General features: G+C 70.9%; 17 protein-coding genes and 1 pseudogene. 10 read left to right on the top strand and 8 right to left on the bottom strand.

Annotation, left to right across the window (positions count from 1 at the left end; translation table 11 throughout):
- Positions 1–26: 26 nt before the first annotated feature.
- Positions 27–1,388, bottom strand: coding sequence for a methylation-associated defense system protein kinase MAD6 (gene mads6 / locus WBK31_RS37500; RefSeq protein ID WP_364063871.1), 1,362 nt, complete (start codon positions 1,386–1,388; stop codon positions 27–29).
- Between the two features lie 447 nt (positions 1,389–1,835).
- Between mads6 and WBK31_RS37505 the strand changes: the two genes are divergently transcribed.
- From WBK31_RS37505 to WBK31_RS37515, 3 genes are all read left to right on the top strand, one after another.
- Positions 1,836–2,138, top strand: a complete 303-nt coding sequence (locus tag WBK31_RS37505) for a hypothetical protein (RefSeq protein WP_364063869.1) — start codon at positions 1,836–1,838, stop codon at positions 2,136–2,138.
- A gap of 308 nt (positions 2,139–2,446) precedes the next feature.
- Positions 2,447–2,749, top strand: coding sequence for a hypothetical protein (locus WBK31_RS37510; RefSeq protein WP_364063866.1), 303 nt, complete (start codon positions 2,447–2,449; stop codon positions 2,747–2,749).
- Positions 2,750–3,188: 439 nt separating this feature from the next.
- Complete coding sequence (locus WBK31_RS37515; RefSeq protein ID WP_364063864.1) at positions 3,189–3,491, top strand: hypothetical protein; 303 nt, start codon at positions 3,189–3,191, stop codon at positions 3,489–3,491.
- Between the two features lie 410 nt (positions 3,492–3,901).
- On the opposite strand, the gene WBK31_RS37520 is transcribed toward WBK31_RS37515, so the two are convergent.
- The gene (locus tag WBK31_RS37520; protein ID WP_364063861.1) at positions 3,902–4,381 is read right to left on the bottom strand and encodes a C40 family peptidase; all 480 of its coding nucleotides are present in this window, start codon (positions 4,379–4,381) and stop codon (positions 3,902–3,904) included.
- 626 nt (positions 4,382–5,007) lie between these two features.
- Between WBK31_RS37520 and WBK31_RS37525 the strand changes: the two genes are divergently transcribed.
- Positions 5,008–5,373: an STAS domain-containing protein gene (locus tag WBK31_RS37525; protein WP_364063858.1), complete on the top strand. Its 366-nt coding sequence runs from the start codon at positions 5,008–5,010 to the stop codon at positions 5,371–5,373.
- A gap of 4 nt (positions 5,374–5,377) precedes the next feature.
- Here the strand turns inward: WBK31_RS37525 and WBK31_RS37530 are convergent, their stop codons facing one another.
- From WBK31_RS37530 to WBK31_RS37550, 5 genes and pseudogenes are all read right to left on the bottom strand, one after another.
- Positions 5,378–6,925, bottom strand: a complete 1,548-nt coding sequence (locus WBK31_RS37530; RefSeq protein ID WP_406673935.1) for a hypothetical protein — start codon at positions 6,923–6,925, stop codon at positions 5,378–5,380.
- A gap of 82 nt (positions 6,926–7,007) precedes the next feature.
- Positions 7,008–7,571: pseudogene (cyc2, locus tag WBK31_RS37535) on the bottom strand (germacradienol/geosmin synthase Cyc2); the annotation flags it as partial.
- A gap of 82 nt (positions 7,572–7,653) precedes the next feature.
- The gene (locus tag WBK31_RS37540; RefSeq protein ID WP_406673936.1) at positions 7,654–9,084 is read right to left on the bottom strand and encodes a family 2B encapsulin nanocompartment shell protein; all 1,431 of its coding nucleotides are present in this window, start codon (positions 9,082–9,084) and stop codon (positions 7,654–7,656) included.
- 27 nt (positions 9,085–9,111) lie between these two features.
- Entirely contained in the window at positions 9,112–10,044 is a 933-nt protein-coding gene (locus WBK31_RS37545; protein WP_364064744.1) for a 4-hydroxy-3-methylbut-2-enyl diphosphate reductase, read from the bottom strand.
- Positions 10,045–10,065: 21 nt separating this feature from the next.
- On the bottom strand, positions 10,066–11,142 hold the full coding sequence (locus tag WBK31_RS37550) for a polyprenyl synthetase family protein (RefSeq protein WP_364063851.1): 1,077 nt from the start codon (positions 11,140–11,142) through the stop codon (positions 10,066–10,068).
- A gap of 94 nt (positions 11,143–11,236) precedes the next feature.
- Between WBK31_RS37550 and WBK31_RS37555 the strand changes: the two genes are divergently transcribed.
- Entirely contained in the window at positions 11,237–12,988 is a 1,752-nt protein-coding gene (locus WBK31_RS37555) for a 1-deoxy-D-xylulose-5-phosphate synthase (RefSeq protein ID WP_364063849.1), read from the top strand.
- Positions 12,989–13,033: 45 nt separating this feature from the next.
- Here the strand turns inward: WBK31_RS37555 and WBK31_RS37560 are convergent, their stop codons facing one another.
- A complete protein-coding gene (locus WBK31_RS37560; RefSeq protein WP_364063846.1) occupies positions 13,034–13,366 on the bottom strand; it encodes a hypothetical protein in 333 nt (110 codons plus the stop codon).
- Between the two features lie 96 nt (positions 13,367–13,462).
- Between WBK31_RS37560 and WBK31_RS37565 the strand changes: the two genes are divergently transcribed.
- From WBK31_RS37565 to WBK31_RS37585, 5 genes are all read left to right on the top strand, one after another.
- Positions 13,463–14,644 (top strand): zinc-dependent alcohol dehydrogenase, encoded by a 1,182-nt coding sequence (locus WBK31_RS37565; RefSeq protein WP_378785706.1) that lies wholly within the window; start codon positions 13,463–13,465, stop codon positions 14,642–14,644.
- A gap of 41 nt (positions 14,645–14,685) precedes the next feature.
- A complete protein-coding gene (locus WBK31_RS37570) occupies positions 14,686–15,735 on the top strand; it encodes an NAD-dependent epimerase/dehydratase family protein (RefSeq protein WP_364063840.1) in 1,050 nt (349 codons plus the stop codon).
- Between the two features lie 102 nt (positions 15,736–15,837).
- The gene (locus WBK31_RS37575) at positions 15,838–16,305 is read left to right on the top strand and encodes an ATP-binding protein (RefSeq protein ID WP_406673937.1); all 468 of its coding nucleotides are present in this window, start codon (positions 15,838–15,840) and stop codon (positions 16,303–16,305) included.
- Positions 16,306–16,379: 74 nt separating this feature from the next.
- A complete protein-coding gene (folP, locus tag WBK31_RS37580) occupies positions 16,380–17,279 on the top strand; it encodes a dihydropteroate synthase (protein WP_378785703.1) in 900 nt (299 codons plus the stop codon).
- Positions 17,280–17,292: 13 nt separating this feature from the next.
- A complete protein-coding gene (locus WBK31_RS37585) occupies positions 17,293–17,694 on the top strand; it encodes a DUF1992 domain-containing protein (RefSeq protein WP_364063833.1) in 402 nt (133 codons plus the stop codon).
- The last annotated feature ends 359 nt before the right edge of the window (positions 17,695–18,053 follow it).

Raw genomic sequence — 18,053 nt, forward strand, 5'->3', positions numbered from 1 at the left:
GGTGTGCTCCACGAGCCTGGTGTGTTCTACGGCCGGGACACGATGCGGCGGACGAACCTGGTGAGCCGTGACTTGTGGCGCCGGCCGGGCGGCGGCGGTGCGTCGCGCAGCGCCTGGAGCGCCTGCGCCGCCGTGGGGCGCTTGGCCGGGGAGTGGTCGAGCATCATGCGCACCACCTCGGGCACGTCCGGCCCCTGGGCGTCGGCGCTGGTCGGGAGCTGGCCGGTGAGCAGCTGGTAGGCGATGGCGCCGGCCGCGTAGACGTCGGACGAGGTGGTCATGAGGTCGGGCCGCTCCTGGCACTCGGGCGCCACATAGTGGGCGTCGAGCACGTTGCCCAGCTCGTGGGCCACCGTGTAGTTGCGCGGGCCCGGCTTGGCGTAGTCGAAGCCGGTCAGCACCGCGTGGCCGTCGTCGGTGACCAGCACCGCCGCGGGCGTGAGCGCCCGGTGCACCACGCCGTGGAGATGGGCGTGCGCCAGGCCGCGCAGCAGGTCGGTGATGACGCCCATCGGGGCGGCCTTGCCCATCGCCAGGTGCAGCGCCTCGCCGTGCACGTCGTCGAGCACCAGCACGAACCGGCTCTCGTCGTCGATCGCGAAGAAGTCGCGCGAGCGCACCACGCACGGGTGCGGCGGGATGCGCGCCAGCGTCTGATACGCGTTCGCGATGCGCTGCCGCTCCGCCGCCCGCGACTCCTGATCGGCCAGCGGGTCGGCCTGGTAGACGCGCAGCAGCACGGTCTCGCTGCCCGGCAGCGTGGCGTTGAACGCGCGGTATTCGGTGACCTTGGCATCGCCGCCGAGCTGCTCCTCCACCTCCCAGTTGCCGAACCTGGGCGGCGCGGTGCTGCGGCGCACGGTCTGGTTGAGCGCGTCGAGGATCGCCGTCATGTACGGCCGGATGTCGGGGCTGCAGCCGCGCCGCACCCGCGAGACGTCGCTCAGCGTCGCCACCAGGTTGGGCAGGTCGGTGACGTTGACCGCGTCGCGCCCGGCGGGATCGATCAGCTCGGCGTCCGGTGAGGTGAGCACGACCAGGCTGTCGACGTAAACCCGCTCAAGCTGGGTGGCACGGGAGACCAGCAGGCCCTTGAGCGCCTTGGCGGTGCCCCGCAGCTTGGTCACCGGCGAGCCGAACGCCTCCCTGCGCGGCGGGAACCAGCGCGTGCCCGACACCTCGATGCGGCCCCTGGTGCCCTTGACGTCGACCACCACCAGCGAGTGGCCGGTCAGGACGAGCAGGTCGACCTCGAACACGTCGTGGCCGCGCGGGACCTCGATGTTGTGCAGCAGCAACCAGTCGGCGGGCGCGTGGTCTCGCAGATATGCGATCACGCGCCGCTCGGCGTCGTTGACCGGACGTCCTCCGCCGACGATCTCTGCCATGAACACTATCCTCGCACGGGATCGGGCCCGGATCTTCGCCGGGCGGCGAACCGCCCCGGCGGGATTCCCGCACGTCATCACAGGTGCCCCCGGTCCTCGTACGTGGTCCGCGGCGGCCCTTTCAAAAGCGTTTTCCTGCTGCCGGATACCAGCGCCAAGCGGCGGTCGATCGTTGTCCAAAGACCGGTGATCCTCCACCCCATACGCGGCGTGGCCCGGCGGCGGCACCGGTTCAATAGCGGATCCCGCGGAGTGCCGATCGTGCACCGCCGCCGCAGTGCCGGAAAAGCGGCTCAAAAAATCCAGGCGGCTCTTTGACCTTGCCGAGAGATTTTCCAGTTGCGCTTTTCGAGGGTTCCCGTGATGGTTATTCGCGGCACCTAGCAGCCCTGCAACGAACGACCACGGCGTCGGTAAATTCACGCCGTTCCATGGAGGAAAGAAAACATGATCCGTCGCATTCTGGCCGGTGCCGCTGTCGCGGCCGCAGCCTTCGGCTTCTCCGCCTCCGCCGCGTCCGCCGGCGTCGGCCCCAACCCGCACAACGAGGGCGCGAGCTTCGTGAGCCAGTTCCAGATCCTGGACGACGTGCTCAACGACGTCGGCAACCACTCGCTGAACAACCTCGAGATCGCCATCGGCCAGCTCCTCGACGAGGTGAACGTGAGCGCGCTGAACGGCAACCAGCCGAAGGTGGGCGACAAGAACATCAACACCCGGATCGACAACGGCGACGCTCGCGCCCAGTAGCCCGGTGGGCGCGCGGGCGGCGAACCATCGCCCCCGCCGCCGGTGCACAGGTAAAAAGTGCAGGCCCGCGATGGCATTGACGCCGCCCAGCCATCGGGTGCGCCCGCGGATAAGCGGGCGCCGGTTTCCAGAATCGTGACCGGCGAAACCTGATGCCAAAGAATCGAGGCGTCTTCTTGACCTCCGTAAGGTCTTTCCGGGTTGCGGGCCCCGCCACCTGCCGCGATTGTTATTCGCGGCACCTCACAGCCCTGCACGAACGACTATGGCGCCGGAAATTCCGGGCCGTTCCATGGAGGAAAGCAAACATGATCCGTCGTATTCTGGCTGGTGCCGCAATCGCGGCCGCTGCTCTTGGCTTCTCCGCCACCGCCGCGTCCGCCGGCGTCGGCCCCAACCCGTACAACGGGGGCCAGGCCATCCTCAGCCAGTTCCAGATCCTGGACGACGTCCTCAACAACGTCGGCAACCACTCGCTCAACGACCTCGAGCTCAGCATCGTCAAGGTCCTCGACGAGGTGAACGTGAGCGCGCTGAACAACAACCAGCCGGCGGTCGGCGACCACAACAAGGACACGAAGATCAAGAACGGCCAGGCTCAGGCCAGGTAAGACCGGTCGCGGAGGCAGGGCAGGTGCGCCGGCCGTGCGACCGCACCCGGCCGCACGGCCGGCCGCTCTTCCCGCCTTCTCCTGGCGCGTCACAGAACTGAACGATCGTGGGGACTCGCAAGGTCGCGGAGCGCTTCCCGGAGCGCCGAAACGCTCGGCAGGCGATCGATGAATCGCCCAGGTACGGCCGGCGCCGTCGCGAACGCCATCCGGAAATCGGCCGGAAAAGGTGCCGATCTGGTTATAGGCGCTTTCCGCGGGAGGACCGGAATTCACCTGGTCGGCCGGGAATCAGCACCACAGGTTTCACGCGTTCCTTGACCTCCATTACGAGTCGCATCTCCCATATCACCACGATCACCGTCAGCGGCGCCGCACAGCCCTGAACGAAAAAAACCTGGCGTGGTAATGCCGCGCCGTTTCATGGAGGAAAGCAAACATGATCCGTCGTATTCTGGCCGGCGCCGCTGTGGCGGCCGCGGTCTTCGGCTTCTCCGCGTCCGCCGCGTCCGCCGGCGTCGGGCCCAACCCGAACAACTCGGGCCAGGCCCTGCTGACGCAGTGGCAGCTGGGCGACGACGTCCTGAATCACGTGCTCAACCACTCGGTCAACGACCTCGAGGTCGGCTTCCTCAGCTTCCTCGACGAGATCAATGTCGCGCTGCTGAACAACAACCAGCCGAGGGTCGGTGACGGCAACGTCAACACCGGCATCGACAACGGCAACACGCAGGCCCGGTAAGACCCTGGGCGCGCAGGCGGGGAGGGCGCGGCGGCCCCACACCGGACGGGCCGCGTGGCCAACCGCTCTCCCGTGACCTGGGCGATCCGGCGAGGCCGGCCGTGGAGACTCGCGAGGCCACGGCCCGGCCCTGCCGGTGGACCGAACGTTCGGTGATCCGTACGCCTCCGGCGCGATCCCACCAAGGACCGCCCGGGGGCGTACGGCCTTTTCACGTACTAATCCTTTTCACGTACTAATAGGGTGCACCGCCTTAGCGGGAGTGCACGGCCTTGCCGGGAGTGCGCGGCCGGCTCCCCGGGAGGCGGGCCGTTTCACGGGCATGCGGCCGGCTCCTTAGGAGGCGGGCCGTTTCACGGGCATGCGGCCGGCTCCTTAGGAGGCGGGCCGTTTCACGGGCACGCGGCCGGTCAGCGGTCTGGGTCGCCGCGGCCGACCTCCACGCGGACGAAGCCGAGCAGGTCGGCGCGGTCCAGCGGGTCGATGCGCACGTACGCGCCGGTGTGCGGCGCGTGCACGATGCGCTGATCGTCCACCGCCAGCGCCACGTGCTCGGGTCCCGGCGTCTTCTTGTCGCTGTCGTAGAAGACCAGGTCACCTGGTTCCAGCAGGTCACGCGTGATCCTGACGCCTGCGCGCCACTGCTCGTACGTGGTGGTGCCGATGAGGGCGCCCGCCCGCGCGTAGGCGTACTCGGTCAGGCCTGAGCAGTCGAAGCCCTTGGTGGCGGCGCCGTGCCCGATGCCGTAGCCGGGGCCGTTCACCCCGCCGCCGCCCCACGAGTACGGCGTCCCGATCATCTCCAGCGCCGCCCGCAACGCGATCCCACCCGCCGTCGCCCGAGCGGCGGCGCTGCTAGGGGCGAGGAGACAGGACACCAGCACCGCCATCCCCACCGCCGCCGCCCGCGCCGCCGTTCCCGCAGGCCGTCCCCGCCGTTCAGGCCGTCGCCGCAAGGCCCGCCGTATCCGCAAGGCAGGCCGTCTTCGCCGGTCCGGCCGTGTCCATCGGTCCGGCCGTGTCCACAGGTCCTGCTGCCTACGCCGTACCGGCCGTCCGCGCCGTTCTTGCCGTCTCCGTTCCTGGTCCATGGCACATCCGCGCTCCCGATCCGAGCCGCGCCAGGGGCCGATGTGGCCGCCCTGCCCGCAGTTGTCTCCTCTGTGGCTTTTCTCGCTCTCTATGCCGACAAAACGCCATCGGGGTACGTACGCAATAGGGTGAAATTTCCACTGATAAAGGGCAGATCGCCGACCCTCCGAGCGACTTCATAGATCCTCGGTAAAGCCCGTCGTCCCCGCCTCCGCAGCACCTCGCAACTCCGGACAGGCCCCGCGAGACCGTCAACTTCAGCTTTATCCGATAAAACGGTCATTATCCGACGAAAAATCCGATGCCCGGCATGTTTCGTGTAGCCTAGGTTTCGGATTAATCGCCGGAAAGCGCGTGCGGGGGGATCCGCAGGTGCGTACGGCGACAACCCCCAGAAAGAGCGTGTTGGGGGGTGCGGGGGAGCGTGAGCGTTCAGGAACGGCTGCTGTACCAGGACCGGCAGCTGACCATCACCACGGCCGCGCCGCCGGGCCTGCCGCCCGTGCCGGCGGTCGCGCTGGTCGGCGAGATCGACGCGACCAACAGCCGCGCGGTGGCCGGCGCCCTGGAGAGCATCCGCCAGGGCACCTACATCGTGGTGGACACCGGAAAGCTGACCTTCGTCGACGTGTCGGGGCTGCGCGTGCTGGCGATGCCGACGGTGCCGCCGTCGGAGCGCTGGATCCGCCTCTACAACGTGACGCCCTACCAGCGCCGGCTGCTGCGGATGATGGGCTGGTTCTACCAGCCCAGGATCCACGTGCCTACGCAACAGCCCCAGGCACCCTGATCACCTACGCGACAGGGCTGACGGCCCCCGGCGGCCTGATCACCGCGGCCGAGGTGCCGAGCCCGCTCGGCCCGTGGAAGCGCGGCCGCGGCGCTTGATGGTGCCGCAGCAGCGAGGGCTCGTCGTAGCGGCGGCAGTTGTGGTGCCAGTTGAGTATCGCGGCCAGCCAGTTGCGCAGCTCCTCGAGGAAGCCGTCGAGGTCGCGCCGCGCCTCCTCGCCGAGGCCGAAGTCGTCGCAGACGATGGGCAGCTCGTTGGCCACTATGTGCTCGAACTGCCGCACCCGCGAGGCCATCAGGTCGTCCACGACGCCCAGCGCGGTCGGGTAGTCGCAGTCGAAGAAGTTCTGGACGACGAGGATCGCGTTGTGCACCTCGCCTTCGAACTCGATCTCCTTCTGGTACGAGAACACGTCGTTGACCAGCGTGCCCGCGTCCATCATGGCGTTGACCAGCGCCACCATCGGCCCGCTGGCATAGAACTCCTCGGGGATGTCCTTGGAGTGCCGCAGCCGGCTCAGGCTCATCGTGAGCTGCGAGCCGAACGTCGAGCGCCGCATCTCGACGTAGTCGACCGGGTCGGGAATGTGGTGGGCGATCTCGCCGGCCAGCTCCCACAGCCAGCTCTCGCACATCGCCTCCACCGCCTCCCGCAGCTTGCGCCTGTCCTCCCGCGGCATCGGCCCCGCCGTACGCGCCCAGATGTCGGCGAGCGACCGCTCCAGAGCGTTGGCGGGCGGCGGCGCGGGCGTGCCGTCGAGCGGCATGAACGCACCGAACCGCGCGACCGCGACCTTGGCGGCGGCCAGGTTGCGGGTGCGGCCGAAGACGACGGGGAAGTAGTCGTCGCCGTACGTGCCCCACGCCAGCCACGCCGAGGCCAGGTCCAGCTCCTCGGGTGTGGCGTCGGGGTGGATGCCGGCGGCGCACAGCGGCAGGTCGTAATCGACGAGCTTGGCCTCGTCCCAGACGGCGGGCCCGGCGACCCCGTGCGACGGCTCCAGGATGCCCATCTCGTGGCACCAGGTCACGAGGTTGCGCCGCGCCCGGTCGAGGTGGGGCGACAGGCGCAGCGGGAACGGCACGTACAGGTCGGGGATGCGCGACGGCCCGACCCGCTGGTACGGCACGTGCGTGAACGAGCGCACCCGCTTGGCACCCAGCAAATCGATCACCGACGACATGCCGAGCGGCCTGCTCGCCCCGGCCCGCTCGTTCATGTAGCGGCTTGAGCGCATGTGCCACTCGTGCCCGCCGGCCTGCCAGTCCTGCAGCCCCTTCACGTACGCCGCCACCCCGGCGGCGCTGAGCGGGTCGATGCCGTGCTCCACGAACAGCGGGCCCAGCTCGAAGACCGCGGTGTGCTCGAACTGCTGCAGCCGCGAGGTCAGCAGGTCGTTGACCGCGTTCGCGGCCTCCTGCGTGGAGCAGCCGAGGAACCTCTCCAGCACCAGCACCCCGTTGCTCAGCTCGCCCTCCTCGGCGACCTCGCGCTGGTAGGAGAACAGGTCGTTGCGCAGGTGCACGGCGTCGGAGAAGGCGTCCTTGAGCACCCGCAGCGGCCGGCTCTCCGCGATCTGCAGCCGGCACCTCCGCGCCGACCGCGTGCTCCACGAGCCCGGCCGACCAGGGGGCGCCGCCGACCTTGCGCCGCATCTCGATGTACTCGACGGGGTTGGCGACCCGGCCGCGGTTGATGTTGGCCAGCTCCCACAGCGACTCGTTGAGCAGGTTGCGGGTGCTCCCGGCGAAGCGGGCCCGCCAGTCGAGCGACATGCTCGGCACCGTACGCGGCCACAGGTCGGCCAGGCCCGCCTCCACCGGGTTCTGCGGCTCGGGCACGCTCAGGTCCGCCCCCATCGGCATGAAGGCGGCCAGCCGCGCCAGGTACTCCTTGCCGCCCGCCAGGTCGCCGGTGCGCTTGAAGAACTCCAGGAAGTGGTCGTCGAAGAAGAACACCCACACGTACCAGTCGGTGATCAGGCCGAGCTCGGCCGCGTCGCAGTCGGGGTGGGTGTAGGCGCACATCAACGGATAGTCGTGGGCGTCGAGGTCCGCCTCCTCCCAGACGCCCGAGCCTTCGAGCATGCCCATGTCGCGCGCCCACTGTTTGGAGTGCACGCGCGCCTCGTCCAGATGCCGGTTGAGCCGGGCGGGATATGGCAGGTAGAAGTCCGGCAGTTCGAACGGCTGCGTCATGGTCGACTCCTTCGCGTCATCACGGGGCAGGGCGGCAAGCGGCCCCGCCCGCCAGGGGTGGCGGACGGGGCCGTGGAACGTTCTAACCGATGCGGCCGAGCTCGACGTCCTCCAGCACGCCCAGCGCGTCGGGCACCAGGACGGCGGCCGAGTAGTAGACGCTGACCAGGTAGGAGATGACGGCCTTCTCGTTGATCCCCATGAACCGCACCGACAGGCTGGGCTGGTACTCGTCGGGGATGCCGGTCTGGTGCAGGCCGACGACGCCCTGGTTCTCCTGGCCGGTGCGCATCAGCAGGAACGACGTGGTCCGCGCGTTGCTGATCGGGATCTTGTTGCACGGGAAGATCGGGACACCCCGCCAGGCCGGCACGCGGTGGCCGTTCACCTCGGTCGACTGCGGGTAGACGCCGCGCTTGCTGCACTCGCGGCCGAACGCGGCGATGGCCTGCGGGTGCGCGAGGAAGAACGAGGGCTCCTTCCACACCGTGGACAGCAGGTCGTCGAGGTCGTCAGGGGTGGGAGGGCCGGAGCGCGTGCGGATGCGCTGGCTGAAGTCGGCGTTGTGGAGCAGGCCGAAGTCGCGGTTGTTGATCAGCTCGTCCTCCTGACGCTCGCGCAGGGCCTCGATGGTGAGGCGGAGCTGCTGATCGAGCTGGCTCATCGGCTGGTTGTAGAGGTCGGAGACGCGGCTGTGCACGCGCAGGACGGTCTGGGCGACGCTCAGCTCGTACTCGCGGGGGCTCGTCTCGTAGTCCACGAACGTGCCGGGCAGCTCGGCCTCGCCGACGTGGCCCGCCGACAGGTTGATCGCGGCCTCGCCGTAGTCGTTCTGGGCGCGCAAGCCGCTGGTGCGCCAGGTCTCGACGTGCTCGCGCAGGGCGGGTGAGCGCTCGGCGATCTGCTCGTAGTCCTGCCTGGAGAGCGTCAGGACGGTGGTCGTGGTCTTGGCGCGGGCGCTGAACTCGTACCTGCCGCCCTGGACGAGCGTCTGCTCGCCGAGGTAGTCGCCGTCGGCCAGCACGCCGAGGCTCTGCTCGTCGCCGTACGCGCCCCGCCCGATCTTCGCCACCCGCCCGTGCGCGATGAGCACCAGCCGGTCCACCTCGCCGCCCTCGGCGACGATCTCCTCGTCGGGTGCGATCTCGTGCTGGGTGAAGCGGTCGGCAAGCGCCTCAAGCACCTCCATGTCGTCGAAGCCGCGCAACATCGGCAGCTCCGTCAGCTCGGCCGGGATCACCCGCACGTCGGCGCCGGTGGTGCTGAAGGTGATCCGGCCATCACCCAGTGTGTACGTCAGTCGCCGGTTCACCCGGAACACGCCGCCGGAGCACTGGACCCACGGCAGCAGCCGCAGCAGCCAGCGCGTGGTGATCTCCTGCATCTGCGGCGGCGTCTTGGTCGTCGTCGCGAGCTGTCTGGCGGCGTCGGTACTGAGGCTGAGCTGCCCGTTGCCGTTGATGCCCCCGTTGCCGTTGGCGTTGGGCGCGGTCGAGTGGGTCGTTTCTGTCATCGTGCACCACCAATCTCTATGTGCGGACTAGCCGGGGTTGCGGGATGAACGGAGTTCGAGCGGAAGGGAGAACGTGAGCGTCTCCTCGGCCAGGGTCACCGGCTGGACGTCGGCGAACCCGCGGGCCGAGAGCCAGTCGAGTAATTCGCCGACCAGCGGCTCGGGCACGGACGCGCCGGAGCTGACGCCGACCGTGCGCACGCCGTCGAGCCAGCGCTCGTCGGCGTCGGCGGCCCGGTCGATCAGGTGGGCCGCGTCCGCGCCGGCGTTCAGCGCCACCTCGACGAGCCGCCGCGAGTTGGAGGAGTTGGCCGAGCCGACCACGACGACCAGCTCGCACTCGGGCGCGATCCTGGCGACCGCCTCCTGGCGGTTCTGGCTGGCGTAGCAGATGTCGTCGCTGGGCGGATCGACCAGGCCGGGGAAGCGGTCGCGCAGCCCGGCGACCGCCCGCATCGTCTCGTCCACGGCCAGCGTGGTCTGCGAGACCCAGCTCACCGGCTCCGAGCCGTCGAGCGCCAGCTCGTCCGGCCTGGCCGGGTCCATGACGTGGATGCGCCCCGGGGCCTCGCCCACCGTGCCCTCGACCTCTTCGTGCTCGGCGTGCCCGATGAGCACGATCTGGTGCCCGGCCTCGGCCATCCTGGCCGCCTCCTTGTGCACCTTGGTGACGAGCGGGCAGGTGGCGTCGATGGTGCGCAGGCCGCGCAGGCCCGCCGCCTCCTTCACCGCCGGGGCGACGCCGTGCGCGGAGAACACGACGAGCGCGCCCTCGGGCACCTCGTCCAGCTCCTCGACGAACACCGCGCCCCGCCTGGTCAGGTCGTCCACCACGAACGTGTTGTGCACGATCTGCTTGCGCACGTAGACCGGCGGTCCGAAGCGCCGCAGCGCCTCCTCGACGGTGACGATCGCGCGTTCGACGCCCGCGCAGTAGCCGCGCGGGGCCGCGAGCAGCACCCGTCCCATGTGGGGATCCCCTCACTTGCTGCGATGTGCGAGCTGGTCGGCCATCTCGGCGAGCACGCCGGCCGCCTCGGGCTTGATCTGCGCCTCGTCCAGCGCCGCCACGGCCTGGCGGACGCGGTCTTCGATCATGTTCTCGACCCTGGCCAGCGCGCCGGTGTCGATGAGGATGCGGCGCACCTCCTCGGCGCGCTCCTCGGTCAGCTCGGGGTTGCCGTGCCAGGTCCGCAGGTGGGCGAGCTGGGCGGGGGAGGCGTGCTGCACGGCGTGGGCGTACATCACGGTCTGCTTGCCCTCGCGCAGGTCGTCGAGCGCCGACTTGCCGGTCTCCTCGGCCGAGCCGAACGTGCCGAGCACGTCGTCGCGGAGCTGGAACGCCTCGCCGAGCGGCACCCCGAACCTGGAGTAGGCGTCGAGCAGGTCGGGCGGGGCGCCGGCCAGCGCGCCGCCGATCTGCAGCGGCCGCTCGACGGTGTATTTCGCGCTCTTGTAGCGGATCACGGTCAGCGCCTGCGCCTCGGTCGCACCCGCGCGGAGCTGGGCCAGCACGTCGAGGTACTGGCCGCTGATGACCTCGGTGCGCATGGCGTCGAACAGGTGGTGCGCGGCGCGCAGCCGGTCCGCCTCGACGCCGCACGACGACAGCAGCGCGTCGGACCAGGCCAGGCTCAGCGTGCCGAGCAGGATGCCGCCGGCCCTGCCGAACGCCTCCGCGCCCGGTCCCTTGTGCAGGGCCGACAGGCTGCGGTGCACGGTGGCCTGCCCGCGGCGCAGGTCGCTGCCGTCCATGATGTCGTCGTGGATCAGCAGGCCCGCGTGGCACAGCTCAAGCGCGGCGGCCGCGGTGATGATCTCTTCGCAGTCGTCGCCGCCCGCGCCGCGCCAGCCCCAGTAGCACAGCTGCGGCCGCACGCGTTTGCCGCCGCCGAGGATGAAGTCCGCCAGCAGTCCGTACGCCGCCTCGACGCCGGGGTCGGAGACCGGGTTGCCCCAGGCATCGAGGAACTCGCCGAGTCGCTTGTCGATGCGGGAACCAAGGGAGTGCTGCGGGAAGCTCACCGGCATACGCGCGGCCCTTCTGTCGTCCGTCACTACACCTAGTTACTCATCCGGTACGGATTGTGTAAAGTATCTTTTGTGGCTCGGGTTTTCTTTTGCCACAGCAGTCACGCGGCCAGGGGATGTCATGAAGACGGTGCTGCCCCACGTGTCCACCCCCGACGACCTGCGGGCCCTGCCCTCCTGGCGGTTGCCGTCGCTGGCCCGCGAGATCCGTGACTTCCTCATCGAGAAGGTGAGCGCGCGGGGCGGCCATCTGGGCTCCAATCTCGGCGTCGTCGAGCTGACGATCGCGCTGCACCGGGTGTTCGACTCGCCGGACGATGCGATCATCTTCGACACCGGCCATCAGGCGTACGTCCACAAGATCCTCACCGGCCGCCGCGACGCCTTCGACGAGCTGCGCGTGCGCGGCGGGCTGAGCGGCTACCCGAGCAGGGCCGAGTCGCCGCACGACCACGTCGACGGCTCCCATTCCTCCACCGCGCTCGCCTACGCCGACGGCATGGCCAAGGCGCGCAGGCTGGCCGGCGACGGCGGCAGGCCGGTGGTCGCGGTGGTCGGCGACGGCGCGCTCACCGGCGGCGTGGCCTGGGAGGCGCTCAACAACCTCGGCGCCGACCGGAGCCTGCCGGTCGTCGTCGTGCTCAACGACAACGGCCGCTCCTACGCGCCCACCGTGGGCGGCTGCGCCGAGCATCTCTCCCGGCTGCGGGCCGAGCCCGGCGTCTCCGTGTTCGAGAGCCTCGGCCTGCGCTATCTCGGCCCGGTCGACGGCCACGACATCGCCGCCCTGGAGCAGGCGCTGCGCACGGCCCGCGAGCTGCGCGCGCCCGTCGTCGTCCACTGCGTCACCCGCAAGGGGCGCGGCTACGGCCCCGCCGTGCAGGACCTTGACGAGCACCTGCACTCCATCCCCGCCTCCGACCCGGCCACGGGACGGCCGCTGTCACCGGTGCGCGGCACGTGGACGCACGCCTTCTCCGACCACCTGTGCGCGCTGGGCGAGCGCCGCCGCGACCTGGTCGCGGTCACCGCGGCCATGCCGGGCCCCACGGGGCTCGCGGCGTTCGGGCGGCGCTTTCCCGGCCGCATGTTCGACGTCGGCGTGGCCGAGCAGCACGCCATGGCCTCGGCGGCCGGCATGGCGATGAGCGGGCTGCACCCGGTGGTCGCGATCTGCGCGGCGTTCCTCGGCCGGGCGGTCGATCAGGTGCTGATGGACATCGCGCTGCACCGGCTGCCGGTCACGATCGTGCTCGACAGGGCCGGGATCACCGGCCCCGACGGGCCGGGCCACCACGGCATGTGGGACCTCGCGACGCTGGCGATCGTGCCGGGGCTGCGGGTGGCCGCGCCGCGCGACACCGTACGCCTGGGCGAGCTGCTGGAGGAGGCGGTCGCCTGCGAGGGGCCCACCGCGCTGCGCTTCCCCAAGGCGCCGGTCGGCGCGGAGATCCCGCCGGTCGGCAGCGTCGGCGAGGTGGACGTGCTGGTCTCCGGAGGGCAGGACGTGATGCTGGTGGCGGTGGGCCCGATGGCCGGGCCGTGCCTGAGCGCGGCGGCCCTGCTCGCGGAGTCCGGCATCGGGGCGAGCGTGGTCGATCCGCGGTGGGTCATCCCGGTCTCCGATGACCTGCGCAAGGCGGTCGGCGGCAGCCGGCTGGTGGTGACCGTCGAGGACGGCGTCGCCGCCTCGGGGGTCGGCGCGCTGGTGCGCCAGGTGTGCGGGCCCGGCCAGGGCGTGCTCAACCTCGGGCTGCCGTGCGCGTTCATCGGCCAGGGCGGGCGCTCGGAGCTGCTGGCCGAGGCCGGGCTGACCGGCGAGGGCATCGCACGCGCCGCCGGCGACGCCCTGCACGCCCTCGGCAGGATCTGATACGGCGGGTTCTGGGGGCGCCGGGCAGGGTCTGATGCGGCGCGTTCAGCGGGCGCCGGGCAGGGGCTCGTGGCCGGCCAGCTCGAAGGTCATGCCGTGGCTGCTCGACGTCGTGGTGATCGGCCGCCGGATCAGTTCGCTCGCGCGGTGCGCCACCTCCTGGAACTGGCGCTGCCGTTCCGGGGTGTCGGCGGCGGCCAGGCGTACGAAGCCCTTCTGTGCGAGCTCCTGAGCGAGCCACTGCGCCATGGTGGCGTAGAAGCGCGCCTCCTCGTCGGAGTCCAGCGGGGTGGGCCGCACGCTCTCCTGCGCCGGGCGGTGCAGGACGCGCGGCTCGAGGACGGTGTCGTCGGCGCGGGGCTCCAGGGGGTTGTCCATGCGCGCAGTCTAGGGCGGCCGCCCGGCGCGCGACGCTGTTTGGCGTTCTATGTGGGGGTATGCGGCCTTTGTTGCTCCGGCTTCGAGGAGACGAGCATGAAGGCAGTCACCTGGCACGGCAAGCGCGACGTACGGGTCGAGGAGGTGCCCGACCCGGCCATCAAGGAGCCCAACGACGCGATCATCAGGGTCACCAGCACCGGGATCTGCGGCTCTGACCTGCACCTGTACGAGGTGCTCGGCCCCTTCATGGCCGAGGGCGACGTCCTCGGGCACGAGCCCATGGGCGTGGTCGAGGAGGTCGGCTCCGCCATCACCACGCTCAAGCCCGGCGACCGCGTCGTCATCCCGTTCAACATCTCCTGCGGCCACTGCCACATGTGCGGCCTCGAGCTGTACGCGCAGTGCGAGACCACTCAGGTGCGCGACCAGGGCATGGGCGCCGCGCTGTACGGCTACACCAGGCTGTACGGCCAGGTGCCCGGCGGGCAGGCCGAGTACCTGCGGGTGCCCGAGGCCCAGTTCGGCCCCATCAAGGTCCCGGAGGGGCCGCCGGACGAGCGCTTCGTCTACCTGTCGGACGTGCTGCCCACCGCCTGGCAGGCCGTCGCGTGGGCCGACATCCCCGAGGGCGGCAGCGTCACCGTGTACGGCCTCGGCCCGATCGGCCAGATGTGCGCCCGCATCGCCCGCCACCTCGGCCACCGCGTGATCGGTGTGGACGGCGTCATCGCGCGCCTGGAGATGGCCCGCCGCCACGGCATCGAGGTCATCGACGCGAGCGAGGTCGCCGACGTGCCGGGCGAGGTCAGGGAGCGCACGTCGGGGCGCGGCACCGACTCCGTCATCGACGCGGTCGGCATGGAGGCGCACGGCTCGCCCGGCGCCAAGCTCGCCCAGACACTCACGGGGCTGCTGCCCGACGCGGTGGCCGCGCCGCTCATGGCCAACGCGGGCATCGACCGGCTGCACGCGCTCCACCAGGCCATCGACACCGTCAGGCGCGGCGGCGTCATCTCGATCATCGGCGTCTACGGTGGGATGACCGACCCGCTGCCGATGCTGCGCATGTTCGACAAGGGCATCACGCTGCGCATGGGGCAGGCGCACGTCAAGCGCTGGATCAGCCCGCTGATGCCGCTGCTCACCGGCGACGGCGACCCGCTGGGCGTGATGGACCTCGCCACCCACCGGCTCTCGCTCGACCAGGCGCCGCAGGCGTACGCGATGTTCCAGAAGAAGGCGAACGGCGCGGTGAAGATCCTGTTGCAGCCCTGAGCTCGGGTTTCGCCGCCCACGACCAGGGCAGCGGTGCTGCCATGAGAGTCGTAGTGGTGGGAGCCACGGGAAATGTGGGCACCAGCGTGGTGCGTGCCCTGAGCACGGACGACGACGTCACCTCCATCGTCGGGGTCGCCCGCCGGATGCCCGGCTGGCAGGCCGAACGCACCGAGTGGCGTCAGGCGGACGTGGCCACCGCCGACCTGACCAGGATCTTCGACGGCGCCGACGCGGTGGTGCACCTGGCCTGGCTGTTCCAGCCGACCAGGGACCCCGCCGTCACCTGGCGGGCGAACGTGCTGGGCAGCATGCGCGTCTTCCGCGCCGCCGCGGAGGCCGGGGTGCGGGCGCTGGTGCACGCCTCGTCGGTGGGCGCGTACTCGCCGGGGCCCAAGGACCGTCCCGTGGACGAGAGCTGGCCCACGCACGGCTGGCCGGGGGCGGCGTACGGGCGGGAGAAGGCGTACGTGGAGCGGGTGCTCGACGTCTTCGAGCACGATCACCCGGGCATCCGCGTGGTCCGCATGCGGCCCGGCTTCATCTTCCAGCGGGCGGCGGCCACCGAGCAGCGCCGGCTGTTCGCCGGACCTCTGGTGCCCAGGCGGCTGATCAGGGCGGGGCGGGTGCCGTTCGTGCCGGACATCCCCGGCTTGCGGCTACAGGTGCTGCACGCCGAAGACGCGGCGCAGGCGTACCGGCTGGCCGTGACCCAACCCGTGCGCGGGGCGTTCAACATCGCCGCCGAGCCCGTGCTCGACCCGCACGACCTGGCCGACATGCTGGGCACCCGCACGCTGAAGGTGTCGCCGCGGCTGGCCATGGCGGCGGTGACCGCGGGCTGGACCCTGCGGCTCTTCCCGGCCTCGCCGGGCCTGCTCGAGCTCGCGCTGCGCATCCCGCTGATGAAGACCGACCGGGCGCGCGACGTGCTCGGCTGGACGCCGCGGTACTCGTCGTACGAGGCGATGCAGGAGCTCTTCGAAGGGCTGCGCGAGGGCGCGGGCATGGACACCGGGCCGCTGGCCCCCGACAGTGGACCGGCGGGACGGGTGCGCGAGATGGCGTCCGGCATGGGCAAACGCCCCTGAGTCTCTGACTTTGTGTAAATTCCGGCGGTCTGGGAAATGAACGAACACAGGAGGTCCTGAAGCGCGGCCTGTGTCGGAATTGGCACGGAGGAGCGCATGCGCATGTCGTTCAGCCAGACCTTCACCTCCGAGGACATCAGCAGGCTGCGCCGCGAAGTCGCCGAACACGCCATCGGCTGCGGGCTGCACGGCGTCCGGCTCGACGACTTCGTGCTCGCCGTCCACGAGAGCGTGGTCAACGCCGTGGAGCACGCGGGCGGCATCGGTCACCTGCGGCTGTGGACGGCCGACGGCGCGATCAGGGCCGAGATCAGCGATGGGGGCGCGGGCATCCCCGAGCCGTACGTGGACGGCGACAAACAGGCGTCCGGCAACGCGAGCACCGGACGCGGCCTGTACCTGATGCGCCGCCTGTGCGACACGGCCGACCTGCGCACCGGGCCTGAGGGCACCAGCGTGCTGCTCACCATGCGGTTACCGCCCGCCGCCGGACTCCCCGTACGCAGGGGCATGCGGCGGATCAGGGTCGCCGCCCCCGGGGACGGGCGCTCCGGCTGCTTCACCGCCTGATCGCGAACCCGTCCCGCGCGCGGCTGACCGGCACGGCCGCCGGGTAGGCTCGAAGGGACGGAGAGGATCACCACGTGAGCGGCGACATCCCAGCATCCGGCATCATCGCTCCCGTCCGGCGTCTCGGCCGGCGGGAGTTCGATTTCGAGCGCCAGGTCGCGATCATGGCCATCGTCAACAGGACGCCCAACTCCTTCCACGACCAGGGCCGCACCTTCGCGCTCGACCAGGCGGTCGCGGCGGCCACCAAGGCCGTGGACGAAGGGGCCGACTGGGTCGACATCGGCGGCTTCGCCTTCAGCGCCGCCCAGGCCCCGATCAGCGCGGCCGAGGAGATCGACCGGGTGGCGCCCGTCATCGCCGAGGTCAGGGCCGCCACCGACGCCGTGATCTCGGTCGACACCCACCGCCCAGAGGTCGCCGAGGCGGCCATCGCGGCCGGCGCCGACGTCATCAACGACACCAACGGCCTGCGCGAACCGGGCATCGCCGAGGTCGCGGCGGCCACCGGCGCCGCCGTGGTCGTCACCCACAGCCTGGGCGGGCCCGGCCGGCGGGTGCTCCGGCCCAGTTACGGCGACGTCGTCACCGAGGTGGCCGACTACCTGCGCGAACGGGTCGAGTACGCGCTCAAGGCCGGCATCGCGCCGGAGAAGATCATCATCGACCCCGGCCACGACCTCAACAAGAACACCTTCCACTCGCTGGAGCTGACCCGCCGCTTGGAGGAGATCACCGCCATCGGCTATCCGACGCTGGTGGCGCTGTCCAACAAGGACTTCATCGGCGAGACGCTCGACCGGCCCCAGGGCGAGCGCAAGGAGGGCACGATCGCCGCCAACGTGATCGCCATTCTCAAGGGCGCGCGCATCCTGCGGGTGCACGACGTCGCCGCGACCGTCGCTTCCGTACGCATGACCGAGGCCGTGCTGGGCTGGCGCGCTCCCCTGGCGCCCCGCCACAACCTTGCATGAGGAGGACCCGTACGTGACGCAGCGCAAGCCCATCGGGATGCCGTTCGAGAGCTGGATCGACCGGCAGATCCGCGAGGCGGAGGAGCGCGGCGAGTTCGACGACCTGCCCGGCAAGGGCAAGCCGCTGCCCGACCAGGGCAAGCCGCTCGACGAGAACTGGTGGGTCAAGCAGAAGATCGAGAGCGAGGGGCTGGCGATGCCGCTGCCCCCGTCGCTGCAGCTCCGCAAGGACGCTGAGACCGCGCTGGCCGAGGCGCGCGGCGCCCGCAGCGAGGCCGAGGCACGGCGCATCATCGAGGAGATCAACCAGCGGATCCGCGAGGCGATCAGGACGGGGCTTTCGGGGCCGCCGCTCAACATGATGCCGTTCGACGTGGAGGCGATCGCCGCCGACTGGCGCCGCACCCACCGCTGACGCGCGCTCCCACCGGCGTCCATACGTGCTGCGCCCGCCGCTGGTGCGCGCTCGCACCGCTGCCGGTACGCGCCGCCCCGCCGCTGCTGCGCGCTCACACCGCTGCCCGGTACGCGCCGCCCCGCCGGTGGCGCCCGATCCTGCCCCGCGGTTTGCGCTTTCGGCCAGGCGCAGGCCACTGCCCTGCCCGCGCCTTTCGCCGGGGGCAGGTGAGTGCGGGCGAGCAAGAGGGTCGAGCGCGTCCGCCTGGAAAGGGCGCGAGTGGGTGGAGGGCGGGGCGGCTACCTGCGGGCGTGAGGAAGCGGGGTCCGGTACGGCGTCCGGACCCCGCTTCGGGAGTCGAGGGACCCGGGTCAGGC

This window comes from Nonomuraea sp. N2-4H, assembly GCF_045291505.1.
GTDB classification, from domain to species: domain Bacteria; phylum Actinomycetota; class Actinomycetes; order Streptosporangiales; family Streptosporangiaceae; genus Nonomuraea; species Nonomuraea fastidiosa.